This window comes from Nocardiopsis moroccensis (assembly GCF_055763695.1).
In genome coordinates this window covers 2958652-2981867 of the sequence record NZ_CP199747.1, presented here as the reverse complement: position 1 = coordinate 2981867, position 23216 = coordinate 2958652, and the positions used below count along the sequence as shown (strand labels likewise).

The window sequence follows — 23216 nt, the reverse complement described above, 5'->3', positions numbered from 1 at the left end:
CCGCCCTCCAGACCCTCTCCGGCCGCCCGCCGACACCGGACCGGCCGGGTTCCTTCCCGGACCGGTCGTTCGGGGCCCTCGCGGGCCGGTCAGCCGCGGCCGACCGCGTAGCCGTACTGCACCGGCCAGTTCGACCGCGCGTCCAGTTCGGTGGCGGCGCGGTGCGCCCAGTAGGGGTCACGCAGCAGTTCTCGGCCGAGCATGGCGGCGTCGGCGGCACCGGAGGAGATGACCTCCTCGGCCTGGCGGGGGTCGGTGATGAGCCCGACCGCCGCCGTGGGCAGCCCGGTCTCCTCACGCACCCGTCCGGCGAAGGGCGTCTGGAAGCCGGGGGCGGCCGGGATCCGGGCGTCGTGCACCATGCCGCCGGTGGACACGTCCATCAGGTCCACCCCGCGGGCCTGGAGTTCCTTGGCCAGGAGCACGGTCTCCTCCGCGGTCCAGCCCGCGCGGGTGTCCTCGGGGTTCTCCTCGATCCAGTCGGTGGCCGAGACCCGGAAGAACACGGGCAGGTCCTCGGGCCACACCTCGCGTACGGCCTCGACCACCCGCAGCGGGAAGCGCATGCGGCCGGTGAGGTCGCCGCCGTAGGAGTCGGTGCGCCGGTTGCCCGCGGGGGAGAGGAACGAGTTCAGCAGGTAGCCGTGGGCGCCGTGTACCTCGACGGCCTGGAACCCCGCGGCCAGGGCGCGTTCGGCCGAGGCGGCGAAGTCGGCCACCAGCTGGTCGATCTCGGCCACGGTGAGCTCGTGCGGCACGGGCAGACCCTCGAAGGCCCAGGCGCTGGGCGCGACCGGGGTCCAGCCGCCCTCGGCCTCGGACAGTCCGCGGCCGCCCAGCCAGGGGCGGTCGGTGGCGGCCTTGCGTCCGGCGTGGGCGAGCTGGATGGCGGGGACGGCCCCGTGGGCGCGAACGGCGGCGGTGACGCGGGCGAAGGCGGCCTGCTGCTGGTCGTTCCACAGGCCCAGGTCCCAAGGGCTGATCCGGCCGTCGGGGCGCACCCCGGTGGCCTCGGCCATCACCAGGCCCGCGCCGCCGGCGGCCCGGGAGGCCAGGTGGGTGAGGTGGAAGTCGGTGGGCGCTCCGGTCCGCGGCCCCTCGTCGGGGGCGGAGTACATGCACATCGGGGCCATCCACACCCGGTTGGGGATGGTCAGCGAACGCAGGGTCAACGGGGCGAACAACTGGCTCACGGTGGATTCCTTCGCGTCGACTGGCCGCGGCGGCTGCGGCGACCTTAGTACGTTACTCGTCGTACTACGATGGTTGTCAAACTACGAGGGTTTTCGTACTTTGGGGTGTGAACAGGACCAACGGAGGCCACAGCATGCCCAAGTCCGATTCCGGAACCGTGTCCGGGCGCCGGCTGGACCACCCCGAGACCTCGCGGATCCGCCTGGAGGCCGTGCTGAGCGCGCTGGCCGACCCGGTACGGCTGAGCATCGTGCTCGCCCTGGACGAGGGCCACGAGGACATGGCCTGCGTCTCCTTCGCGCTTCCGGTGAGCAAGTCCACCTCCACCCACCACTTCCGGGTGCTGCGCGAGGCCGGGGTCATCCGCCAGTACTACGAGGGGACCGCCCGCAAGAGCAGCCTGCGCACGGCTGACCTGGAAGGGCGCTTCCCCGGGCTGCTCGCCGCGGTGCTGGACGCCGAACGGGCCCGCCGGGGCTGAAACCCGCCCCGGCAGGCCACGGGCGGCCCCCGTCAGGCGCTTCGGAGACCGGGCGGCGGGGCTCCTTCCCCCGTGACGCGGGGGAGGGAGCACACGACCCGCGTAGCGGACCCGGGACCCGGGGGCCTGCCTCGGGGACTCGGTCATCCGCCGTTGGACTGGCGGATCCCTTCACCGAGCGCGTCGAAGGTGTAGACGAAACCGCCGTCCTGCCCGCTGACTGTCATGTACGCGTTGGTCGTCCCCGGCTCGATGGCGACGTTCGTCGCCGTGTCCAACCCCTCGGCGTCCTCGGAGGGGACACCCACCGTCGCCAGGTGCTCGCCCGTGGAGTCGTACACGTGGATCCGCGGTTGGCCGTGTACGGCCTGGTAGAGGTTGCCCTCGGCGTCGACCGCGTTGGAGTCGATCTGGCTCGTGCCACCGTCGAGGTGGACCCCCGGATGGGCAGTCTCCACCTCGGTACCGTCGTCGTTGAGCGTGAGGTGGTCGACGCGGTTCGCGTTGTACTGGCTGACCCACAGCCCCGCGTAGTCCGCGCTGAACGAGATGCCGTTCGGCGCGGGGAGCTCGTCCGCCAGGACGGTCGCCTCGGCCGTCTCCCGGTCGATCCGGACCACTCTGCCCCGGGGCTCCCAGAACGGCTCGGCGAGCCCGGTGGAGTCGCTGACGTACATGTTCCCGTCCTCGTCGAACGCGAGGTCGTCGGGGCTCATCGGGGTCCCGTCGACCTCACCCGAGAAGAAGGTGGCGGGGTCCTCCCCGTCCGGGGTGATGCTGTGGATCTCCCCGCCGGCGAAGTCCGTCAGGTAGAGCCGGTCGTCGTACGGACTGAACTGCGCGGACGTGTACGCGCTGGTCTCGTCGGTGAAGACGGTGGTCACGTCCCGGGACTCGGTGTCCACCCTCAGCACCTTGGGCTCTCCGGCGGGAGCGGGCACGTCGACGACGAGGAGGCCGCCGTCCGGGGCGAAGGTCGGCCCCTCCAGCAGTGTCATCCCGGTTTCCTCGTGGACCGAGGTCACCTGGACCAGTCGGGATGCGGTGCGCTCCTTCCCCTGGTCCTCACCCGTGGCCGCCGTCTCCGCGCAGCCCGCTGTCACAGCGACCAGGAGGACGGCCGGTAGCACCCGGGCGGCGGCGACGAGCGGTTGCCCGCGTCGGTTCGAGGTCATGCTCTCCCGTTTCGATCGTGGGTGTTCGCGGGTGGGAAGGGCACCGGTCCGAGCCTCACCGGTTCTCACCGAGGACCTCGTGCGTGCGGTTCCTCCGCCATTCCGCCAGCAGCCGGTGGAAGGCCACGGGGCCGGGGCTGTAGGAGAAGCCGCCGTGGATGCCCGCTCCCTCACGGTTGTAGTAGCCGGGCGTGCACTCGGCCTGGAACGCGGAGTTGTCGTGCGCGCTCTCCCGGACGGTCCGCCCCCACTCCTCGGCCGCCTCCTGCGTGGGCTCGACCACCGCGGCCCCGGCCTCGCGGGCTCGTGCGAGGACGGCGGCGATGTGCTCGGCCTGCTCCAGCAGGATGTGCGCGAAGTTCACGGAGTTGGCGTTCTGCAACGCACCCAGGTGGAAGAGGTTGGGGAAGCCGTTGCTGTAGAAGCCGTGCAGGGTGCTGGGCCCGCGGCTCCAGGAGGCGAGCAGGTCCTGCCCGCCGCGGCCGCGGACCGGCAGCGTGCCGGACATGATGCCGGAGACGCCGACGTCGAACCCGGTGGCGAAGACGACGCAGTCGACCGGGTACTCGGTCTCGCCGACGACGATCGAGTCCCGGGTCATGCGGGTGATGCCGCCGTGGTCGGCGGTGTCGACCAGGGTGACGTCGGGCCGGTTGAACGTCTGGAGGTAGTGGTCGCTGAAACAGGGCCGTTTGCACATGTAGCGGTACCAGGGCTTGAGCAGTTCGGCCGTGGCGGGGTCGTCGACGACCTCGTCCACCCGTGCCCGGATCTGGTTCATCTTGCGGGCGTCGGCGAGTTCGTCGATCCGTTCGCGTTCCTCGGCGGACAGGTTCGTGTCCACCGCGCCGGAGATCATCTTGCGCTGGAGCCGTGCGGTGGAGGTCCAGCCGTCCCGGGTCAGGTCGGTCTCCACCGGCTCGCCGGAGACGACGGCGAGGAAGTTCTCCATCCGCTCGCGCTGCCAGCCGGGCCGCAGGGAGGCCGCCCACGCCGGGTCGGTCGGCCGGTTGTCGCGCACGTCCACCGAGGACGGCGTGCGCTGGAACACGTACAGGTGCTCGGCGTCGCGTCCCAGGTGCGGGACGACCTGCACGCCGGTGGCCCCGGTGCCCACGACCGCGACCCTCTTGTCCGCGAGGCCGTCGAGCCCGCCGTTCTGGTCGCCGCCGGTGTAGCCGTAGTCCCACCGGCTCGTGTGGAAGGTGTGGCCCTCGAAGGTCTCGATCCCGGGGATGCCCGGCAGCTTGGGCTGGGTCAGGGTGCCGGAGGAGGTGATGACGAACCGGGCGCGCATCCGGTCGCCGCGGTCGGTCCGGACCACCCATTCGTCCGCGTCCTCGTCCCAGTCCAGGGCGGTGGCGCGGGTGTGGAACAGTGCGTCGCGGTACAGGCCGAAGGTTTCGGCGATCGCCACCGCGTGGCGGCGGATCTCCTCGCCGGGGGCGTAGCGCCACTCGGGGACGTGGCCGACCTCCTCCAACAGGGGCATGTAGGAGTAGGACTCGATGTCGCAGTGGATACCGGGGTAGCGGTTCCAGTACCAGGTCCCGCCGAAGTCACCGGCCTCGTCCATCATCCGGATCGAGTCGATGCCCGCCTGTCGGAGCCGTGCGCCGGTGACCAGGCCGCCGAAGCCGCCGCCGATCACGAGCGCCTCCACGGCATCGGTCAGCGGCTCGCGCTCGGTCCACGGTGTGTAGGGGTCCTTGGCGTAGTAGCCGAACTCGCCCGCGGCCGAACGGTACTGGGCGGTGCCGTCGGGGCGGACGCGGCGGTCGCGCTCGCGGGCGTACCTGGCCCGCAGAGCGTCGAGGTCGATCTCCTCGGCCGGGTCGTCGGTGTTCGGGGTCGCGTCGGGTGCTGCGGTCATGGGAGGTCCTTCCTTTGCTGCTCCCACGGCACCGGGGTGTGGGTTTCGCCGGTGGCCGCGAGAGGATTCGGTGTTCGCCGTACGGGTCGGCCGCCTACGGAGCCGGGGCCGGAGCGGGCTCGGGCTCGGGCTCGGTGCGGTCCCTCGCGGAGACCGCCCTGAGCCCGGGAAGGAACGCGGCGACGGCGAAGGCGGTGAGCGCGGCCAGGACGCCCAACGCCAGGATCAGGCTGAAGGCGCCCTCGGCGGGGAAGACGTTCCCGCCCGCGGTCATGGTCATGTTGGCGATGACCACGCCCGCGACGGCGCTGGCCAGGGAGGTGCCGATGGAGCGCATCAGGGTGTTGAGGCTGTTGGCCGCCGCGGTCTCCGAACGCGGGACGGCCGCCATGACCAGTGCGGGCATGGCCCCGTAGGCCAGACCCACGCCCGCGCCGATGACGGTGGAGGCGATCACGAGCTGCCAGATGCTGGACATGAAGACCAGGCTCAGGGCGTAGCCGAGGGCCACCAGCAGGGCGCCGACCATCAGGGTCGTCTTGGGGCCCCTGGCACGGGTGATCCGCGCCGAGACCGGCGACATCGCCATCATCACCAGCCCGTTCGGTGCCATCACCAGACCCGCGACCAGGATCGTCTGCCCGAAGCCGTACCCGGTGGCCTGCGGCATCTGGAGTAGCTGCGGGACGACCAGGGACATGGCGAACATGGAGAAGCCGAACACCAGGGACGCGGTGTTGGTGAGCAGGACCTGGCGCCGCACGCTCACCCGCAGGTTGACCAGCGGCTGCGGCGTCCGTAGTTCCCACCACCCCCAGAGCAGGAGCACCGCGACCGCGGCGACGAGCATGGTGCCGGGCACGCCGCTGCCCCACCCCCAGTCCGAACCCTTGGAGACGGCGAGCAGCAGCAGGAGCAGGGCGACCGACAGGCCCACCGACCCCGGCAGGTCGAACCTGCCGCCGGTGCGGACCCCGGAGTCGGGGATCAGGGTGCGGACCAGGACGGCGGCCGTGGCGGCCAGTGCCGTGGCGACCCAGAACAGCACGTGCCAGTCCGACTTCTGCACGACGAGTGCGGCGGCGGGCAGCCCGAGCGCACCGCCCACTCCGAGTGAGGCGCTCATCAGCGCTGTTGCCCCGCCGAGCCGCTCGGGGGGCAGTACGTCGCGCATGATGCTGATGCCCAGGGGGATGACCCCGGCCGCCAGGCCCTGGAGTGCCCGGCCGATGACCATCGGCCCCAGGCTGGTGGCCAGTGCGCAGAGCACCGACCCGGCCACGAGGACGGTGAGGCTGAACAGCAGCATGCGGCGCTTGCCGTACATGTCGCCCAGGCGGCCGACGGTCGGGGTGGCCACCGCCGCCGCGAGCAGGGTGGCGGTGACCGCCCAGGCAGTGTCCCCGGCGGTGGCGCCCAGCAGATCGGGCAGCAGGGGCACGAGCGGGATGACCAGGGTCTGCATGAGCGAGACAACGATTCCGCCGAAGGCCAGGACGGCGACGATCACGTTCGGCCGCACGGGGGACCTCACGTCGTCGGGTGCTGCTGCTTCGACAGGGGTATGAGTCATGGCGTGGGTCCCCGTTTCCTGACGTACGAAAGCGCCCACTTTTAAGTCAGGCGCATGACTTATAATAACACCAGGTATTCGGCCGATTCCACGCCTGGTATGAGTGAGAGAGAACATAGTGACCCGGGACCCGTCGTCCAACAGCGCACGCACTCCTGCGGGGAACGGCCGTGCCCGCTGCGCCCGGCTCGGGGCCAGGCCCGCCGAACGGACGGCACCGGTGATCCGGCGCGGGCGAGGATCGGTACGGTGTCCCCTATGAATGGCAGGGTGACGAGGTCGGACCGGGTCGCCGCGACACGGGAGGCGATCCTGGCCGCGGCGGAGCGGCTCTTCGCCGAACACGGGGTGGCCAGCGTCTCCAACCGCCAGATCGGCCAGGAAGCGGGCCAGGGGAACAACACGGCGGTCAGCTACCACTTCGGTTCCAAGGACGGCCTGGTCCGCGCGATCGTGCGCAGGCACACCGAGCAGATCGAGCAGGTGCGCATGCGCATGGTCTCGGCGGCCGAGGGGTCCACCGAAGTGCGCGACTGGATCGCCGCCATGGTGGAGCCCCTGGCCCAGCACCTCGCCGACCTGGGCTCGCCCACCTGGTACGGAAGGTTCAGCGCCCAGGTGATGAGCGACCCCTCCTGCCGGGAGATCGTGGCCAGGGAGGCACTCAACTCCCCTGCCCTGGTACGTGCGGGGGAGGAGCTGTACAGGTGCCTTCCCGACTTGCCGGCCGAGGTCCGCAGGGAGCGCCAGGACATGGCGCGCCAGCTCATGGTCCACATGGTTGCCGAGCGCGAGCGGGCCCTGGCGGAGGGGACCGGTACACCCAGGGACTCCTGGTACCGGGCAGCCTCCGGGCTGACCGACGCGCTCACCGGGCTCTGGCTCGCCCCCGTCACCGAGTCCTCGGCAGGGGGCGGCCCGAGGGCCGTGGACTCCGAGAACTCCTGAGCTTGCGCGCTTGCGCGCGAAAGCTTGCGCGCGCAACGCGTCAACCGCGGCTTCCCCTCCCGGAACAGTTCCGAGCACTCCTGTGTCCGTACCGGTTCCGGTCCCCGGCGGGCCGGTGCCGCGCACCGTACGACACCGGGTACCGCGGGCCGCACCCTTTCCGGCCGTCCCTGCGCCGGGGTACCCCGTGCCGGTAGGGTTTCGCCGACCCCGCCCCGGCCGGGAAGCGGACACGCCCCCGAGGACGAAGTGGACATGCCCCCCAAGGACAACGACACCAGGCCGTTCCGGGAACTGGCGGCGACCGGGTTCAACAACGTGTTCCTGAGCCTGGAACGCCTCTCCGGCGGCCTGGTCACCGCCCTGATGGCGCTGTTCACCCTCGGCGCCCTCACCGCGGTCCTGCTCGCCTGCCTCCTCGGTGTCGGCCTGCTGCTCCTCCCCGCGGCCCTGCGCATGCTCCGGGCGGTCGCCGACCGGGAGCGCCACCGCCTCAGCCGGTGGGGGCCGCCGGTGCCGCCGCCGACCGCCGCCTCCGGCCCCGACACCGTGGCCGGGGCGCTCACCGCCCTGGTCGGGGACGCCCAGGTCCGGCGCGACCTCGCCTGGCTGGCCTGCCACGCCACCCTGGGACTCGGGACGGGGCTGCTCGGGGTGCTACTGCCGGTGCTCGCGGTCCGGGACGGCACCTTTCCCCTGTGGTGGTGGCTGCTGTCCCCGGACACGGCGGGGGCCTCCATCGGCTTCCCCGTGCACGACTGGTACGCCGCCCTGGCCGTCGGCCTGTCGGGGGTGGCCTGGGGAGCGATCATGTTCGGGTTCGAACCGGTCCTGGCCCGGCTCCAGTCGTGGCCGGGCCGGCGGCTGCTGGGCCCGCACTCCCGGACCGTCCTCAACGAACGCATCACCGAACTCACCGTCACCAGAGCCGCCGCCCTGCAGTCGCACACCCGTGAACTGCGCCGGATCGAGCGCTCCCTGCACGACGGTGCGCAGAGCCGCCTGGTCTCCGTCATCATCCAGCTGGGATCCGCGCGGCGGGCGCTGGGAACACACCCGGAGCGGGCCGAGGACGCGCTGGAGCGCGCGCAGACCGCGGCCGAGGACGCGCTGTCCGAACTGCGCGGACTGGTGCGCGGCATCCTGCCCCCGGTGCTGGAGACCCACGGCCTGGAGGGGGCCCTGGGCGCGCTCGCCGCCGGCTGCTCGGTCCCCTGCACGGTCGAGGCCGGGGACCTCGGCCCCCTCGCCTCCGCCACCGAGGCGACGGCCTACTTCACCGTCGCCGAGGCGGTCACCAACATCACCCGGCACAGCGGGGCCGCACGCGCCGGGATCCGGATCGACAGAGAAGGGGACACCTTGTACGTCCACATCCACGACGACGGACGGGGCGGCGCGGCCGAACACGCCGGGACCGGCCTGTCCGGCATCCGGCGCCGGGTGGAGGCGCACGACGGCGTCCTCACGGTGCACAGCCCCGAGGGCGGGCCGACCGACGTCCGGGTGGAGCTGCCGTGCGCATCGTGATCGCCGAGGACGACGCCCTGCTCCGGGAGGGGATGGCCGCGCTGCTGCGGGACGAGGGCTTCGAGATCGTCGCGGCCGTCGGTGAGGCCGACGCCCTGGTCGAGGCCGTGGCCGAACACCGCCCCGACCTCGCCGTCATCGACGTGCGGATGCCCCCGACCCACACCGACGAGGGCATCCGGGCGGCGGCGCGCGCCCGCCGGGTCCGCGCGGACCTGCCGGTCCTGGTGCTGTCCGCCTACGTCGAGCGCTCGTTCGCCACGGAGCTGATGAGGACCGGCACGTCCGGGATCGGCTACCTGCTCAAGGAGCGGGTGGGCCGGGTCGAGCAGTTCCTCGACACCCTGCGCAGGGTCGCGGACGGGCAGACCGCCATCGACCCGGAGGTCGTCGCCCAACTGTTCGCCCGCAGGAGCGCCGACGACGTGCTCTCCCGGCTCAGCCCCCGCGAGCGCGACGTGCTCGCCCTGATGGCCGAGGGGCTGGGGAACGGGGCGATCGCCGAGCGGATGACCGTGACGGACGGGGCGGTGCACAAGCACATCCGCAGCATCTTCGGCAAGCTCGGTCTGGCCCCGGACGACCGCTCCGACCGGCGGGTGGCGGCGGTCCTGCGCTACCTGGACGCCACGTCCCACTGACGGGGCGTCCGGACGGAGCCGCCGCGCGGCTACGCACCGTCGGCGAGGTCCGCCAACACCGCCGCGGCGGCCCGCTCCCCGCTGACCAGCGCACCCTGGAGTGAGGGGGTGTCGCGGTGGTCCCCGGCCACGTAGAGCCCGTCGCCCAACCGCACGGGGAGCCGCAGGTCGCCCCTGGGCGGGGGAGCGGCGGGCAGGGCGTCCGGGACGTGCACGGTGCGCAGGTGCTCCCAGTTCCCGGGGTGGGTGCCCAGGACCCGGGCCGCCTCGGCGCGCACGTCGGCCTCGGCGGGCTGTTGGGCGCCCACCACGGACGAGGCGATGAGCGACCGCCCGGGCGGCGCGTAGGAGGGCGCGGTGGCGGTCATCACCATGACCCCGGACAGGCGGGTGCGTCCCCGGTCGGAACGGCCGTCGACGTGCAGGAGCGGGTCCTCGTCCGCGAGGACCGGCCGCGTGTGGAAGTAGGTGGTGGTCGCGTTGGTGCTCGGGGCGTCGAGCGCGGGGAGCAGCCGTGGGGCCTGTGCGGGGCCCGTGGCCACCAGGACGGCGCGGGCCCGCACCTTTCCGGCCTCGGTGTCGACCCGCCCGGGCGCCACTTCCCGCACCGGGGTCCCCAACACGATGGACGCCCCGTGGGCGTGCTCGGCCAGCTGCTCCGGGACGGCCCGCATACCGGCGGCCGGGACGGTGAGGCTTCCCCGGGCGAAGGCGCGCCAGACCAGGTCGTTGACCCGGCTGGAGGTCGCGAGGCTCTCGTCGAGGAAGACGCCCGTCAGGAAGGGGCGGACCAGGGTGTCCACGGCGCGTTTGCCCAGGCCGCGTCGGCGAAGTTCGGTGATGGTGTCCGTCTCGGGCCGCGCCTTGAGGCGCTCGGCGGGCAGCAGGGTGTTCTCGGCGAGCATGCCCAGGAGCCGGAACAGGTCCGAGGGCCGGACGAGGCTGCCGGAGAGCAGGGACAGGGACGAGAGGGCGCCGGAGGGGGAGGCCACCAGCCGGGTCAGCCCCCGGTCGGTGCGCACCGCCATGCCCTTGGGGAAGGTGCGAAGGTTCAGGGCGTCGAGGTCGAGTCGGCGGCGCACGGCCGGGTAGGCGGTGTTGAGGACCTGGAAACCGCGGTCGAGGACGTAACCGTCCACCACGTTGCTGCGGACCCGGCCGCCCACCTCGTCCCCGGCCTCCAGCACGGTCACGTCCAGCCCCGCGGCGACGAGGTCGGCCGCCGCCACCAGGCCGGCCACCCCGGCGCCCACGATCACGACGTCACAGCTGTGCGGTAGTTCGCTCATCCCGCCCACCCTAAGCAGGAGGGTGCCGCTCACCCCGTTGAACCGCCCGTGCGCGCCCGGGGTGTCGTCCCCGCGAACACGGACGAGGCGACTCCGAGCCCGACGGACGGTGCGGCTCCGCGGATCAGGCTCCCAGGGCGCGTGCCAGCAGGGCGCGGCGGCTGTGCACGGCGGTCTTCGCGAACACCGACTTCAGATGGTCCTGCACCGTGTACTCGGACAGGAACATCCGGCCCGCGACCTCCCTGGTGTCGTCTCCGGCCACCAGGCGGCCCAGCACCTCGGCCTCCCGGGCGCTGAGGCCGAAGGCCCTGGCGAACACCCCCACGCGCTCTCCGGAAGAGGCCTCCTCGATGGTGACCGCGATGTTCCGCTCCTCGGAGGGCCGAGAGTCCCCGATCCTGGCCGCGCGCAGGACCAGCCAGAGTCCGTCCGCCAGGTGCACCCGTGCGGAAGCCGGATGAGGATCGACGCCGTCCTCGCGGGCCAGCAGTTGGGCGGCCACGTTGTAGGCACTCGCCGGGATCGGCGCACGCCTCCGGCCCGGTGGGACGAGCACCCGCAGGTACTCGTGTGCCGCGGGGGTCTGCCCGAGTATGCGGAGGTCGTGGGAGAGCAGCAGCACCACGGGCCCCGGGCGCCGGGAACGCGGATCACGGGTCACGAAGGTGTTCGCCTGGCAACGGCGCAGCGCACCAGTCACCACACCGGCGATGCGTGTCAGATAGAGGGCTTCGGCCGGGCCGAACCGGGGCGCGGCGTTCGAGCGCCACAGGTCCAGGAAGCCCCAGCAACCGAACCGGTCGCGGAAGACCGAAGAGGCCACGTCGCCGATCCGGTACTCCCGGAGCAGCTCCCGCCACAGGAGACTGTTCGAGGGGTTGCCTCCGGTCGCTTCCTGGAGCAGGGCGACGGGCGCCGACGTGTCCAGGGCCGTCCACCGGTTGACCGGGGTGAGGTACTTCAGGCGGATCAGGCGGGGCAGCTCACGCAGGCAGGGGACGTCCGCGAGCGGAAGGGAGCCGACCGCCGTCTCCGGATCGGTCAGCAGGAAGGCGTAGGCGTCGAAGTCCACCACGCGGCGGATCTCCTCCAGGAGCCGCAGCCGCAGACCGCGCGCATCGCCCGCGGACTCGCAGATGCGGCGGACCCGCTCCCGTGACTGGTCCCATGCCGCTGTTCCGGCCATGTTCCGAGGCTACTCCGCGACGGCCTCGCCCGCCCCGGTGGCCGTGCCGCCTCCCGGCCGCCGGTCCGCTGCCCATCGGTCGCCGGTCCGTTGCGGGACCCCAGACTCCTGGGATGGGAAACCGTCGCCGACCGTTCCAGAATCGAGGTGACACACGATCCGGCCGAGGAGCAGTAGTCATGCCGACCCTGCACATCGAACACGCCATCACGGACTTCACTCTCTGGAAGACGGCCTTCGACCGCTTCGCCGGGTTCCGGCAGCGGTCAGGGGTCCTCGGGCACCGGATTCAGCGCCCGGTCAACGACCCGGGGTACGTCGTGATCGACCTGGAATTCTCCACGACCGCTGAGGCGGAGGCGTTCCTCGGCTTCCTGCGGAACAAGGTCTGGTCGTCGAACGAGAACGCCCCGGCCCTGGTCGGGACCCCGGAGACCAGGATCCTCGAACCCGCCGAGAGCGCCTGAGCACGGTGGGGAGCGGAAGGAGGGAGCCGCGCCGATTCTGGGCACCCCGGCCATCATCTCCGCGACCGGGGACAGCGCACCCTGCGCCTGTGTCCGCACGACGACGAACGCGGAGAACTGGGCGCCATCGGCCACGGCCCCAGGCCCAGGGCATGGTCGAGCAGCCGAACACCCTGATGTCGGCCTGGGAGCGCGAGCACGCCATCCCGGAACAGGAGGTTGGGCCGCGTCTTCGCTGCAGACCCGGGAAACGACGAGAGGCCAGATCCGAAGATCTGGCCTCTCGTGCTGCTTGTGGGCGATACAGGACTCGAACCTGTGACCCCTACCGTGTCGAGGTAGTTCAGGCGCCATCGTGACCTGTGTCAACAAGCATTCGCCCAGTTCAGAGGGTTCCGTTGAGGGATCTTCGCGGTGGTTGGGAGCCGTTGGGGGACGTTCGCGTCTCCCAAAAATCTCCCAGTGGGTGGTGGGAGACAGCCGTCTCCCACCACCCACCCCGGCGCCTCAATCGCTGTGAAGGTCTCTCGATCACACGAAAGAAGTGATCGTGATGGAGTCCTTCCGTTGGTCACGGACGGTGACCATTGTCGCCGTTCTGATGCTCGCAGGCATCGCCGCGGTGGTGTCCTACTCCCATATGTACGAACTCGCCCTGCGCCATGGCGAACCGTCATGGAGGGCAGCCCTGTTCCCGCTCTCGGTGGACGGCATGATCGTGGGCGCCTCCATGACCCTGCTGAGCGATGCCCGCCACGGTCGCAAGGGCGGTTTCTTGCCGTGGGGTCTGTTGATCATCGGCTCGGCCGCCTCCTTGGCAGCGAACGTCGCTGTCGCCGACCCGACCGCCTGGTCGCGGATCATCCATGCCTGGCCGTCGTTCGCGCTGATCGGTGCATACGAGTTGCTCATGAGGGAGTTCCGCACGGCCGCGCGCAGCGTACGCAGTGCGTCCGCAGTCCGCGAGTGTTCTTCGGGGACTCAGACGCAAGAAGTCCAGAGCAGTGAAGGGGCGGAGGGCTTGAGGAGGCCCGGGTTGGAGGTTGTACCCGAACAGAGTGAGAAAGCTGAAGGGAAGGCTGCGTTGTCTCCGTTCCAGGAGAGGGCATGGCAGTGGGCGTTGGACCGGTGGCGGACAACGGGGGAGCTGCCGAGTGGGAAGGAGATAGCGGTGCGCTTCGGCCGGAAGGAGCGTTGGGGACGATTGGTCAAGCAGAGAGGACAGCGAGGACGGATTCCTGTCGATCCGGCTGCCGGGCCCTCTGGCCGGGAGACCTCCTTCTCCTCCGCCTGAGATCCGGGAGATGTCCCAAACCGATATCTTGAGTCAGAAGGATGTCTGCGTTGGCTGGGAGCAGGTAGAGGTCTACCGGTGTTTTTCAGCGGCTCGCCGGGGTCAGGCGCAGTACCGGAGGTCCGATGAAAAATCGATCTGATTTGACTGGTGTACAGGTCATCTGGCCTGTGGCTTTACCGTCGGGTCCTCATCGCCCCTGCGAGGGGTAGCAACTCTCAGAGGGGCTGCTCACTCCCGGCAACACACGAGTCCTCATCGCCCCTGCGAGGGGTAGCAACTGGGCGTGCAGTCCTCCGGTGCCGCGATCATCCGGGTCCTCATCGCCCCTGCGAGGGGTAGCAACCGTTCGGAACTTCTGGTGAGGCTCAGGCGGAAGGCCAAGCGAGCAGCCTTGGAAGCAGTTCTTTTCGGATCCGGTCCTCGATGTCGTCGCGGATGATCCGTACCGCGGAAGGCGCACGGCGGGCAGGAGCCTCGATCTCCCAGTCGAGATAGACCTTTCCCGGGTAGACGGGGCAAGCATCCCCACAGCCCATGGTGATGACGAAGTCGGCCGCGTGGACGATGTCGTCCGTGAGGGGCTTGGGGTACTCGCTGTTCATACTGATACCGATCTCGGCCATCGCGGCTCGTACCTTGGGGCTCACCCCGGTTGCGGGAGTCGAGCCTGCGGACCGGATGTTGACGCGGTCGCCAGCCAGGTGGCGAAGCAGTCCAGCGGCCATCTGTGAACGCCCGGCGTTGTGCACGCACACGAAGAGGACATCCGGAGTCGTCTTGAGTAGACCGCCCTGGCTACGCGCGATGGAAGAGAGCCGATCAGCGGAGAACTGTTCGGTGAGTACGGGAAGATCGGTGGTCGTGGTGGTACTCCGTGCCAGCAACTCGTAGGAGTCCTGCAGGCAACGCCTGACCGTTTCTCTGCTGAAGATCCCGCTGAAGCGCGTGATCAGCCTCTCCTGGACACGTTCCAGGACCTGTTCGGGGTCCAGGAGGGAGGGCACGGGGCGGGTTGGTTCAGCGTCGGAGCGAAGACGTGTCTCTCTCTCGATCTCGTCCAGTGCTCTTCGGAGCTCCTGCCCAACCTCAAGAGAGCCCGCTGCTCCACCGGTCAGGCCTTCCAATGCCTTCAGAAGTCTGCGTGAGACCGGTGGAGACTGGTAGTAGACATGTCCTGCTTCGCGTTGGGAGACAACCAGCCCCGCTTCTCCCAGGGCCTTGAGATGATGGCTGACCACGGATTGGGGCAGGTGGGCGGCGGTCACGAGTTCCCCGCTGCGAGCACCCTCGGCAGGGGCGGCTGTGATCAGGGCCAGGAGCCTGATACGGGCCGGGTCACCAAGAACGCGCAGTTGGTCGGATAGGCGCTGGGCAGTAGCTTCGGGTAGCGAAGGTACTGGAGTACTGATGGCGCACCCCCCTACGTCAGCCCAGTAGACCGTGCACCAGCTCGGCACGGTCGCTCCGGATGGAGTACCACACACGCTTGCCCCGCTTGACGCGTTGCAGCAGGTCGGCCTCCACCAGGACCTTGAGGTGGTGACTGACGGTGGGTTGTGACAATGCGAGCACGTCCGAGAGGTCGTTCACACATGCCTCGCCTCCGGGTATCTCTCTCAGCACCGCCAGCACTTGGAGCCGGGCAGGTGTCGACATCGCCTTCAGTGTCTCCGCGACGAGCTCGGCAACCGGGCTCGTTGACAGGACGGCCAGGTCCTTGCCACCGTCTCCCATAAGCTTTTCGTCCTGCCGAGCGGTCAAAAAATCTTCCTGCTTCACATGTGTAGTTTAAACCTCAAAAGCCACAGGAGAACTTACACGTCCCAAATCTAACTTTGATCGCGTTCCGTAACCCTGCAGGACTGCTCGGTCTCTTTTTTGTCCCCCTTTGCCACCGCGGGTCTACCACAGCTCCCGGGATGGCCCCGTCGCCGCCCCTTGGCCAGCGGATCAGGGACAATCAGGTGTCCACCCGGATGGGAGACGGGTCGAGACTCAGCCTGATCCGCCCTGGAAACCCTGTCCGCCAACTATGGGATCTCGACTACCAGAGCGTGAAGACAACTCTTCGGTAACCAACGGGCACGGTCGCGGAGAGTGAAGGCTGGCTCCGGTGGTCTTTCCACGAACCCACGTGAACGGCTGTCCGGGCTATCGGCGCTTCACCTCGGCCAGGACATAGCGGTTGAACATGAGCTCACGAAGAACATCGTCACCGCCTTCCACGATGGACACATATCTCATGTCACGCATAAGTTTTCCTATGTTCATCTGGGCCGTGTAGCCGATCCCACCGAACATCTCCGATCCCACACCGGCGATCCCCCAGCCGTACTGCCCGCAGAGCATCTTGGCCGCGATCGCCGAGCGCAAGGTCCCACGGAGAAGAAGGGTCGAGGCCGCGTCAGGGCCGCTGGAGAGAGCATCGAACTCCGCGGCTGCCGCAATACACTGGTTCCTCATGACGTCGATCTCCATCTCGATCTGCCCGAGTTTCCCGGTGAAGGTGGGGTGATCGATGAGGAACGCCTCGTTCAGGGACTTGGTCTCGGCGTACTCCAGGCACAGGTCCCTGATGCGGCGGGACATCCCCAAGGCGGTCGCGGCGATGAGGATACGGCTGAAGTTCAGTCCCACCTCGAGCAGACGCAGGCCCGGTCCCTGCAGGGCGTGATCCGCTGGGACACGGCAGTTCTCGAACGAGGCCTCGTAGGTCCCCGAGGAGCGAAGGCCGATCATCTCCCACCGCTGGATGACGCGGAACCCGGGCGTGTCGCGCGGGACGAGGACCGCGACCTTGTCGTCCGGATCCTCGGCCGAGGACGCGACGACGACGAGGAAGTCGGCGAAACCGGCGTTGGTGGCGAAGAGCTTCTCTCCGTTGAGGACCAGTTCGTCGCCTTCACGGGACACGGTGGTCGCGATTCTGGTCAGGTCACTGCCGACCTCGCGTTCGCTACCGAGAGTGGCGCAGAAGCCGCCCGAGCGCCCCATCTCTCCCAGGTAGCGATCCTTGAGCCGCTGGCTTCCATAGAGCGACACCATGGTCGTCCCCAGAGCGGAGATGAACAGCGTGAAGGCCGTCCCCGCGTCGCCATAGGCGAGCTCGGAGACGATGTCGACACTCTCCTGAAGCCCGACCCCCAACCCTCCGTACTCCTCGGGGAGCCACCAGTTCTTCATTCCCGTCCGGCCGAATTCCCGGTGGAGGGGGAGGGGGGCTTCGGCAAACGAGTCAAGGTAGTTCTGTTGGTGTACGAGGTTTTTTTCTGCGAAATCTCTGGCTCTGTCGACCGCGTTGGCCGAGATGTCACTCTGAGGCAGGTTCACGCCTTGACTCCCTGTTCCCCGAAGATACAGCACCACGGCGCAGACCCGGTCAGCGCTGCCTGACGACTTTTAACCTCAGACACGGAAGAACATCCTGAGAAACCGGTTGACCTTCCGAATGTCGCCTCGGGCGGTTCCCCCGTTGATGCGACCGAAAGCTGTGAGGACGAAGCTTGCTGGATCAAACTCGATGGTCTCACTCAAGCCCTCGATGCTTTCCTGGTGGAAATCCAGACCCTTGTCGTTCACGGTGATACGCGTGTCTCCGGCATTGCGTCCGGACGTGATGCGGATACCGATGTCGAAGGGCTCACCTCCGTCCGGCTCACACGTCGCCTGCCACAGCGTGAAGCACAAGGGGGCAAGCAGGTCGGCCACGTCCCCGTCCAGGATGTGCACCTGGCCGAGCCCTTGACGGATGTCCCATCCGTGCACGGCATAGTCGAGCACCTGGCAGACGGGGAAGAAGCCCGCCGGCACGGGCCCCATGAACTTGTGCGGGACCATGAGGGTGGCCCACTCGTCGTCCGTGATCCCGTCGACGACCTCCCGCATGCGCAGAAGGTCTCCTCCGAGCCGGGTGATAATTTCCTCTCGGCTTGATTCACGCAGGACCTTCCGTGCCCCCTGGTCCATCATCGATGCCATCGCCCCAACTCCCAGGGGGTCAGATTTAAAATCGTTTTTTCTGGCAGCTTCGAACGCTTCCAGATAGACATTGGTCAGGTCTACGGCGTGTGCGACGACATCACTGACCTTCCAGTGCCCGGCAGCGGTCGGTGAATCCCAGATTCTCCTCTCCGAGATGAGTTCGAGGAATGAATCAGATTCTTTTCTCCAGGCACGGTCGATGTTCTTCCGACTCGCGGGGTCAGCAAAATTCCAGCTCAAGAGAGAGCCTTTCCATGGCAGGGGGAGGAAGCTCGGTCACTGAAGGGCGAATGCGGCCGGAGCCCCCCAATACGTATTCACGCCGGCACCCGCCCTGTCAAGCCCTGGTGCCGTCCTCCGCTCCTCGCTCCCCGAGCGCCGGGCCCACTCCGCCCGGCGGGTCGGAAGTTCGCCCCGGCAGAACACAAACAGACAAACAGTTGCAGGTATCAACAGTAGATACTGTTAATAATTGTATGCATGCCGAGCACGGTTTGTGAAGGTTCGATCGCTTATTGACCGAAGTCGGCCGAAGTGTGGACTCCGCGCATCTGAAGCCCATAGGTTTCCGTCGATTCGACATTGATCGATGCGTTGGCCCGGTACGCCCCTCAAACCAACGCAGACCACCCCTGCCCTCGGGTGGAACCCTGGTTTCCCTCACCCTGGAGAGAGCATGACCGCTGCACGCAACCTGCGGATCGCTTTGGTCGGCGACCAGTACAACCACGACGAACCGGCCCACCCACGCATCGAGACCCTGATGCCGCCCCTGGACGTGGACGCCCAGTGGGTGCCCACCACTCAGGTCACCGACGCCACCGACTTCTCCAGCTACGACGCGATCTGGGTCGTGCCCGGAGCGCCGTACCACTCGCAACAGGGTGTCCACCGGGCGATCCGCTACGCCCGCACCTCCACCAAGCCCTTCCTCGGAACCTGCGGCGGCTTCTACAGCGCCGTCCTGGAGTACGCCCAGAACGTGCTGAAGATGAAGGAGACCGCGGAGCTCAAGGACGACCTGGACCCGATCGAGTCCTTGATCATCCCTCCCACCTGTACCGCCGACAACGACAACCGAGTTCCTCTCACCCTGAGAGAGGGGTCACTGCTGTCCGGCCTGTACGACGACCAGGTCCACGTGGACGAGATCCTGCAGTGCGACTACGGCATGGTCAAAGAGTTCCTGGACGAGGCCAGTCGCGGCGACGTCCGCTTCAGCGCGTGGGACGCCAAAGACGCCCCGCGCGCCCTGGAGATCGCCGGACACCCCTTCTTCATGGCCTGCCTGTTCCAGCCGGAGCTGTCCTCCACGGTGGAGGACCTGCATCCGATCGTCGCGGCTTTCCTCGATGCCGGCCGACGCGAGATGGCCAACACCGATGCCACCGTGAAATCGGCCTCGGGCGCGGCCGGATGAGCCACGACGCCGTCCCCGCCCCCAAGTCCCTGGCCGAGCGCACGGACGAGCAGCGTCGAAGCCGCGACGATCTGAACGCCCATTACCACTACGCCCTGACCGGAAGCCTCGCCGACCAGGCACCAGCCGCGGCCGAGTGCGCACAGTCCTCAGTGAGGCTGCGGTCGCTGTTCTCCCCCACGAGCACCGTCCGCACGCTGGAGACCTGGTCCGCCGCAAGGGCCCTGATCCGGATCAGCGAAGACCGGCACAACCAAATGCTCTGTGTGTACCACCTCGGCGACCAGCCCTTGACCTTCGTCCCCTCCCGCCTTCTGGACATGGCACACCACTCCCACGACGAACTGAGGTTCGTCAGCGGAGAGGCCACATCCTCAGGACGTGACCAGGAAACCCTCACGTGCCACCTGGCACCGCTCTCCTACGTCTGGTTGGGGCTGTTCAGCACACCTCCTTCCTGAACCGTTCACCTGACCCGAGGAGTACACCCATGGCACGTACGGCCGTCATCACCGGCGCCGGCAGCGGTATAGGAGCCGCGACAGCCCAGCAGCTGGCCCGGAACGGGCATCACGTGGTGCTCACAGGCCGCCGCCTCGACCGGCTCGACGCCGTCGCCGACGGCATTCGCGCCACCGGCGCCAGCGCGAGTACCCACCGCCTGGACGTGACCGACCGCAGCTCGGTCGACGCCTTCGCCAAGGAGGTGAGCACCTGCGACGTGCTGGTCAACAACGCTGGCGGCGCCATCGGCACAGAGAGCATCGACCAGGCCGACCCCCAGGACTGGCGCACGATGTACGAGACCAACGTGCTGGGTGCGCTCAACCTGACGCAGGCCCTACTTCCCCGACTGAGTACCGACGGTGGGGGGACCATCGTCTTCGTCACCTCAACCGCGGGTTTCACCAACTACGAGGGCGGGGGCGGCTACAGCGCCGCCAAGCACGGCGAACACTCCCTGGCGGCCACGCTGCGCCTGGAGCTGTGCGGCCAGCCGGTCCGCGTCGTGGAGATCGCCCCCGGCATGGTGCGGACCGAGGAGTTCTCCCTCAACCGCTACCGCGGGGACCAGGACAGTGCCGACGCCGTCTACCAGGGTGTCGACGCCCCCCTGTCCGCCGACGACGTCGCCCAGACCATCTCCTGGGCCGTTGACCGCCCCGCCCACGTCAACATCGACTTCCTCGTCATGCGGCCTCTCGCCCAAGCCGCCCAGCACAAGGTGCACCGGCGTACCCACTGAACGTCCGTCCATCCCGCCTCAGCACAGCAAGGACCAAGAAATGACGACTGCCGAGCGCCCCTCACCCCTCGAACTGGACGAACTGGCCGTCGAACCCTTGAAGGGGATCGACGCCACGGTCGAAGTCCTCGGTTCCAAGAGCTACACCAACCGTTTCTTGGCGATCGCTGGGCTGTGCGAGGAACCCACCGTCCTGCACAACGCGCTGCTGTCCCAGGACACCCTGCTGCTGTCCGAGGCACTGCGGGCCCTGGACCACGTGGACGTCGACATCGACAAGGCCGCCAACACCATCACCGTCACCCCCAACGGCCGCCCCATGACCGCACCCTCGCACGAGGTGGACATGGTCAACGCCGGGACTCCCATCCGCCTGCTGATCACCCTGACCGCCCTCGCCCAGGGCCGTACGGTGCTCACCGGTAGCGCACGTATGCGGGAACGCCCCATGGCCCACCTCCTGGAGGCCCTCCCCGGACTCGGTGTCAAGGCTGAGGCGCTCCGGGGCAACGGATCACCGCCCATCATGGTGGAGGGCCCCTCCCTCGATGGCGGAAGTACGGACATCAACGGGACCGTGAGTAGCCAGTTCACGACCAGCCTGCTCGTCAGTGCCCCCCGAGCGCAGCGCGACGTGCACCTCAACGTGGTCGACGACCTGTTGTCCAAGCCCTACGTGGACATGACCCTCGCGGCCATGGCCCGCACCGGGGTGGAGGTCCAACGGGACGGATACGACTCCTTCACCGTCCGCGCCGGTCAGCGCTACACGGGCGGGCCCATCACCGTGGAACCCGACGCCTCGGGCATGTCCTACTTTCTGGCCGCGGCGGCCATCCTCGGCGGCCGGGTACGGATCCCCGGCATCACCCTCGACTCCGTCCAGGGCGACGTCGGCCTGGTCCAGGCCTTCACCGACATGGGCTGCCGTGCTCAGAGCGACTCCGAAGGGATCACCCTGGAGGGCGGCGAACTGCGCGGTATCGACATCGACATGTCCAACATGCCCGATGTCGCCCCGACCCTGGCCGTCGTCGCTGCCTACGCGCAGGGCACGACACGCATCACCGGGATCGGCAACCTGCGGCTGAAGGAATGCGACCGCATCGAGGCCATGAGCACGGAACTGTCCAAGATGGGGGTTCCGGTCACCACGACCGAGGACTCGATGACCATCGAGGGCGGTACGCGGATGAACGGCGCGGTCATCGAAACCTACGACGACCACCGCATCGCCATGTGCTTCGCGATCGCCGGTCTGCGCACCCCTGATGTGGTCATCCGGGAGCCCGGATGCGTGGCCAAGTCCTTTCCCACCTTCTGGGAGCGGCTCGAGGCGCTGCGGGGGGCCGACGTCTGATGCGCCCGGGAATCCTTCTGGTCATCGACGGGTGGGGTACTGCGGAACCCGGTCCCGGCAACGCCATATCCGCTGCTGCGACGCCCACTCTGGACCGGCTCCACACCGAGTTCCCGGGGCTGGCGCTCCAGGCCTCGGGGCGATCCGTGGGACTGCCGAACGGAGTCGTCGGAAACTCCGAGATCGGGCACATGGTGATCGGTGCGGGGCGGCCCCTGGACTACGACAGCCTGCTCGTGCAAAGAAGCGTGGACTCCGGAGAGCTGCGGTCCCACCCCGTGCTTCGCGAGGTCTGTGCTGACCTGGCCCGCACCGGCCGGACCCTGCACCTGGTGGGGTTGTGTTCGGACGGCATGATCCACTCCGACCTGGCCCACCTGGTCGAACTCCTGAACGCCGCGGCGGACAGCGCGCTGACCGACGTGGTCGTGCATGCGATCACCGACGGCCGCGATGTCCCCGACCGAACCGCCGGCGAATACCTCGCCCGGCTGGAAACTGCGGCTGAGAAGGCCGGTGTCGGCCGCGTCGTGACCGTGGTCGGCCGCAACTACGCCATGGACAAGAGCGGTAACGCCGATCTCACCCGGCAGACCTGCCACCTGATTCTGGAAGGGGAGGGCCACACGAACTCCGCGGCTGCCTCCTCAGTGGCCGAGGAACTGACGCAGGAGCACGGAGACGGCTGGATCCCGCCCACCGTGGTCACCGCCACAGGCGCTGGCCCGTCCCCCGTGGCGGACGGTGACGCCATCCTGTTCGTCAACTTCCGTAGCGACCGGATCGCCCCTCTGGTCGACATGACCGCTGAACGGCTCACGGCACAGGAGCGTGGTGTTCGTCTGCTCAGCCTGGCCGAGTACGACACCCGCGCCGAGGTCGAGCCGCTCGTTCCCCGTACCGACGCCTCGGGAGGACTCGCAGACGTCCTGCACGACCACGGCCTGCGTTCGGTGCGCATCGCCGAACACGAGAAGTTCGAGCACGTCACCTTCTACATCAACGGCCGTGTCCCCGGCTGGAGCTCCGTTGAGGAGCACATCGAGATCACCTCGGACCAGGCACCCGACTACACGAACCACCCGCAGATGAACGTCGCCGACGTGGCCCGGAGCATCGCCGAAGCGTCCAGGAACCCGAACACGGCCCTGGTGATCGCCAACCTGTCCAACATCGACGTGGTCGGCCACACCGGTGACTACCACGCGACCGTCAAAGCGGCCGAGGCCGTCGACGCGGCGGTGGAACATGTCTGCGCCCAAGCACGTGTGAGCGGACGCTGGGTGCTCCTGGTGGGTGACCACGGCAACGGCGAAAGCATGTTCAAGGACACCGCCGACGGCGGCACCCGCCCCTACGGCGGCCACACCCTCAATCGCGTGCCCTGCGTACTGGTACCGGCCACGGACGAGAAGCTCTCCGCTTCCCCCGCCGAGGACTTGGCACTCCCCAGTGTCGCACCCACCATCTGCGAACTCCTCGGCATCACCCCGCCAGCGCAGATGAGCTCTCCCTCACTCCTGCTCGCCTGACCCCCGTGGCCGACTCGCCC

At 68.8% G+C, this 23216-nt stretch carries 21 protein-coding genes, 1 tRNA gene and 1 pseudogene; 11 read left to right on the top strand and 12 right to left on the bottom strand.

Annotation, left to right across the window (positions count from 1 at the left end; translation table 11 throughout):
* Nucleotides 1-89 precede the first annotated feature (89 nt).
* The gene (locus tag ACUKCB_RS13260) at nucleotides 90-1193 is read right to left on the bottom strand and encodes an NADH:flavin oxidoreductase/NADH oxidase (RefSeq protein WP_473040788.1); all 1104 of its coding nucleotides are present in this window, start codon (nucleotides 1191-1193) and stop codon (nucleotides 90-92) included.
* A gap of 134 nt (nucleotides 1194-1327) precedes the next feature.
* On the opposite strand from ACUKCB_RS13260, the gene ACUKCB_RS13255 reads away from it, so the two are divergent.
* Nucleotides 1328-1675 carry an ArsR/SmtB family transcription factor gene (locus ACUKCB_RS13255; RefSeq protein ID WP_191273183.1) on the top strand — a complete coding sequence of 116 codons (348 nt, stop codon included), beginning with the start codon at nucleotides 1328-1330 and terminating at the stop codon, nucleotides 1673-1675.
* 143 nt (nucleotides 1676-1818) lie between these two features.
* Here the strand turns inward: ACUKCB_RS13255 and ACUKCB_RS13250 are convergent, their stop codons facing one another.
* From ACUKCB_RS13250 to ACUKCB_RS13240, 3 genes are all read right to left on the bottom strand, one after another.
* Nucleotides 1819-2850 (bottom strand): SMP-30/gluconolactonase/LRE family protein, encoded by a 1032-nt coding sequence (locus ACUKCB_RS13250; protein ID WP_473040787.1) that lies wholly within the window; start codon nucleotides 2848-2850, stop codon nucleotides 1819-1821.
* 55 nt (nucleotides 2851-2905) lie between these two features.
* Complete coding sequence (locus tag ACUKCB_RS13245; RefSeq protein WP_473040786.1) at nucleotides 2906-4723, bottom strand: flavin-containing monooxygenase; 1818 nt, start codon at nucleotides 4721-4723, stop codon at nucleotides 2906-2908.
* 94 nt (nucleotides 4724-4817) lie between these two features.
* Complete coding sequence (locus ACUKCB_RS13240; protein WP_473040785.1) at nucleotides 4818-6296, bottom strand: MFS transporter; 1479 nt, start codon at nucleotides 6294-6296, stop codon at nucleotides 4818-4820.
* 270 nt (nucleotides 6297-6566) lie between these two features.
* Between ACUKCB_RS13240 and ACUKCB_RS13235 the strand changes: the two genes are divergently transcribed.
* The 3 genes from ACUKCB_RS13235 (at nucleotide 6567) to ACUKCB_RS13225 (ending at nucleotide 9415) form a co-directional block, all read left to right on the top strand.
* On the top strand, nucleotides 6567-7244 hold the full coding sequence (locus ACUKCB_RS13235) for a TetR/AcrR family transcriptional regulator (RefSeq protein WP_473040784.1): 678 nt from the start codon (nucleotides 6567-6569) through the stop codon (nucleotides 7242-7244).
* Nucleotides 7245-7499: 255 nt separating this feature from the next.
* A complete protein-coding gene (locus ACUKCB_RS13230) occupies nucleotides 7500-8774 on the top strand; it encodes a sensor histidine kinase (RefSeq protein ID WP_473040783.1) in 1275 nt (424 codons plus the stop codon).
* Nucleotides 8762-9415 carry a response regulator transcription factor gene (locus tag ACUKCB_RS13225; RefSeq protein WP_473040782.1) on the top strand — a complete coding sequence of 218 codons (654 nt, stop codon included), beginning with the start codon at nucleotides 8762-8764 and terminating at the stop codon, nucleotides 9413-9415. Before ACUKCB_RS13230 ends, ACUKCB_RS13225 begins: the two co-directional genes overlap by 13 nt.
* Before the next feature lie 29 nt (nucleotides 9416-9444).
* Here ACUKCB_RS13225 and ACUKCB_RS13220 read toward each other — a convergent pair whose 3' ends face one another.
* Nucleotides 9445-10704 (bottom strand): NAD(P)/FAD-dependent oxidoreductase, encoded by a 1260-nt coding sequence (locus tag ACUKCB_RS13220; protein ID WP_473040781.1) that lies wholly within the window; start codon nucleotides 10702-10704, stop codon nucleotides 9445-9447.
* Nucleotides 10705-10828: 124 nt separating this feature from the next.
* Nucleotides 10829-11893 (bottom strand): helix-turn-helix transcriptional regulator, encoded by a 1065-nt coding sequence (locus ACUKCB_RS13215; protein ID WP_473040780.1) that lies wholly within the window; start codon nucleotides 11891-11893, stop codon nucleotides 10829-10831.
* Nucleotides 11894-12072: 179 nt separating this feature from the next.
* Between ACUKCB_RS13215 and ACUKCB_RS13210 the strand changes: the two genes are divergently transcribed.
* Nucleotides 12073-12360, top strand: a complete 288-nt coding sequence (locus ACUKCB_RS13210) for a hypothetical protein (protein ID WP_473040779.1) — start codon at nucleotides 12073-12075, stop codon at nucleotides 12358-12360.
* Between the two features lie 295 nt (nucleotides 12361-12655).
* Here the strand turns inward: ACUKCB_RS13210 and ACUKCB_RS13205 are convergent.
* Nucleotides 12656-12742 (bottom strand) — tRNA-OTHER (locus tag ACUKCB_RS13205).
* A 162-nt stretch (nucleotides 12743-12904) separates the two neighbouring features.
* Here ACUKCB_RS13205 and ACUKCB_RS13200 point away from each other — a divergent pair.
* Nucleotides 12905-13654: a DUF2637 domain-containing protein gene (locus ACUKCB_RS13200; RefSeq protein ID WP_473040778.1), complete on the top strand. Its 750-nt coding sequence runs from the start codon at nucleotides 12905-12907 to the stop codon at nucleotides 13652-13654.
* 368 nt (nucleotides 13655-14022) lie between these two features.
* Here ACUKCB_RS13200 and ACUKCB_RS13195 read toward each other — a convergent pair whose 3' ends face one another.
* The 5 genes and pseudogenes from ACUKCB_RS13195 to ACUKCB_RS13175 form a co-directional block, all read right to left on the bottom strand.
* Nucleotides 14023-14661 (bottom strand): arsenate reductase ArsC, encoded by a 639-nt coding sequence (locus ACUKCB_RS13195; RefSeq protein ID WP_473040994.1) that lies wholly within the window; start codon nucleotides 14659-14661, stop codon nucleotides 14023-14025.
* 243 nt (nucleotides 14662-14904) lie between these two features.
* A pseudogene (locus ACUKCB_RS13190) lies at nucleotides 14905-15114 on the bottom strand (hypothetical protein); the annotation flags it as partial.
* Nucleotides 15083-15436 carry an ArsR/SmtB family transcription factor gene (locus tag ACUKCB_RS13185; RefSeq protein ID WP_473040777.1) on the bottom strand — a complete coding sequence of 118 codons (354 nt, stop codon included), beginning with the start codon at nucleotides 15434-15436 and terminating at the stop codon, nucleotides 15083-15085. The pseudogene ACUKCB_RS13190 and the gene ACUKCB_RS13185, both read right to left, overlap by 32 nt.
* Before the next feature lie 372 nt (nucleotides 15437-15808).
* Nucleotides 15809-16987 (bottom strand): acyl-CoA dehydrogenase family protein, encoded by a 1179-nt coding sequence (locus ACUKCB_RS13180; RefSeq protein ID WP_473040776.1) that lies wholly within the window; start codon nucleotides 16985-16987, stop codon nucleotides 15809-15811.
* 75 nt (nucleotides 16988-17062) lie between these two features.
* The gene (locus tag ACUKCB_RS13175) at nucleotides 17063-17878 is read right to left on the bottom strand and encodes a maleylpyruvate isomerase family mycothiol-dependent enzyme (RefSeq protein ID WP_473040775.1); all 816 of its coding nucleotides are present in this window, start codon (nucleotides 17876-17878) and stop codon (nucleotides 17063-17065) included.
* A 436-nt stretch (nucleotides 17879-18314) separates the two neighbouring features.
* Here ACUKCB_RS13175 and ACUKCB_RS13170 point away from each other — a divergent pair, with 436 nt between their 5' ends.
* From ACUKCB_RS13170 to gpmI, 5 genes are read left to right on the top strand one after another with little or no spacing between them, the layout of a single operon-like run.
* A complete protein-coding gene (locus tag ACUKCB_RS13170) occupies nucleotides 18315-19058 on the top strand; it encodes a glutamine amidotransferase-related protein (protein ID WP_473040774.1) in 744 nt (247 codons plus the stop codon).
* On the top strand, nucleotides 19055-19519 hold the full coding sequence (locus tag ACUKCB_RS13165) for a hypothetical protein (protein WP_473040773.1): 465 nt from the start codon (nucleotides 19055-19057) through the stop codon (nucleotides 19517-19519). The genes ACUKCB_RS13170 and ACUKCB_RS13165 overlap by 4 nt, the downstream gene beginning before the upstream one ends.
* Nucleotides 19520-19548: 29 nt before the next feature.
* Entirely contained in the window at nucleotides 19549-20304 is a 756-nt protein-coding gene (locus ACUKCB_RS13160; RefSeq protein WP_473040772.1) for an SDR family oxidoreductase, read from the top strand.
* Between the two features lie 40 nt (nucleotides 20305-20344).
* Nucleotides 20345-21664 carry a 3-phosphoshikimate 1-carboxyvinyltransferase gene (gene aroA, locus ACUKCB_RS13155; RefSeq protein ID WP_473040771.1) on the top strand — a complete coding sequence of 440 codons (1320 nt, stop codon included), beginning with the start codon at nucleotides 20345-20347 and terminating at the stop codon, nucleotides 21662-21664.
* On the top strand, nucleotides 21664-23196 hold the full coding sequence (gene gpmI / locus ACUKCB_RS13150) for a 2,3-bisphosphoglycerate-independent phosphoglycerate mutase (RefSeq protein WP_473040770.1): 1533 nt from the start codon (nucleotides 21664-21666) through the stop codon (nucleotides 23194-23196). The genes aroA and gpmI overlap by 1 nt, the downstream gene beginning before the upstream one ends.
* The last annotated feature ends 20 nt before the right edge of the window (nucleotides 23197-23216 follow it).

What these genes read in the sequence shown, in the direction of transcription:
- ACUKCB_RS13165 (WP_473040773.1), top strand. Translation starts at nt 19,055, where the DNA reads ATGAGCCACGACGCCGTCCCCGCCCCCAAGTCCCTGGCCGAGCGCACG.
- ACUKCB_RS13240 (WP_473040785.1), bottom strand. Translation starts at nt 6,296, where the DNA reads ATGACTCATACCCCTGTCGAAGCAGCAGCACCCGACGACGTGAGGTCC.
- ACUKCB_RS13255 (WP_191273183.1), top strand. Translation starts at nt 1,328, where the DNA reads ATGCCCAAGTCCGATTCCGGAACCGTGTCCGGGCGCCGGCTGGACCAC.
- ACUKCB_RS13160 (WP_473040772.1), top strand. Translation starts at nt 19,549, where the DNA reads ATGGCACGTACGGCCGTCATCACCGGCGCCGGCAGCGGTATAGGAGCC.
- ACUKCB_RS13220 (WP_473040781.1), bottom strand. Translation starts at nt 10,704, where the DNA reads ATGAGCGAACTACCGCACAGCTGTGACGTCGTGATCGTGGGCGCCGGG.
- ACUKCB_RS13210 (WP_473040779.1), top strand. Translation starts at nt 12,073, where the DNA reads ATGCCGACCCTGCACATCGAACACGCCATCACGGACTTCACTCTCTGG.
- ACUKCB_RS13245 (WP_473040786.1), bottom strand. Translation starts at nt 4,723, where the DNA reads ATGACCGCAGCACCCGACGCGACCCCGAACACCGACGACCCGGCCGAG.
- gpmI (WP_473040770.1), top strand. Translation starts at nt 21,664, where the DNA reads ATGCGCCCGGGAATCCTTCTGGTCATCGACGGGTGGGGTACTGCGGAA.
- ACUKCB_RS13230 (WP_473040783.1), top strand. Translation starts at nt 7,500, where the DNA reads ATGCCCCCCAAGGACAACGACACCAGGCCGTTCCGGGAACTGGCGGCG.
- ACUKCB_RS13250 (WP_473040787.1), bottom strand. Translation starts at nt 2,850, where the DNA reads ATGACCTCGAACCGACGCGGGCAACCGCTCGTCGCCGCCGCCCGGGTG.
- ACUKCB_RS13215 (WP_473040780.1), bottom strand. Translation starts at nt 11,893, where the DNA reads ATGGCCGGAACAGCGGCATGGGACCAGTCACGGGAGCGGGTCCGCCGC.
- aroA (WP_473040771.1), top strand. Translation starts at nt 20,345, where the DNA reads ATGACGACTGCCGAGCGCCCCTCACCCCTCGAACTGGACGAACTGGCC.
- ACUKCB_RS13170 (WP_473040774.1), top strand. Translation starts at nt 18,315, where the DNA reads ATGACCGCTGCACGCAACCTGCGGATCGCTTTGGTCGGCGACCAGTAC.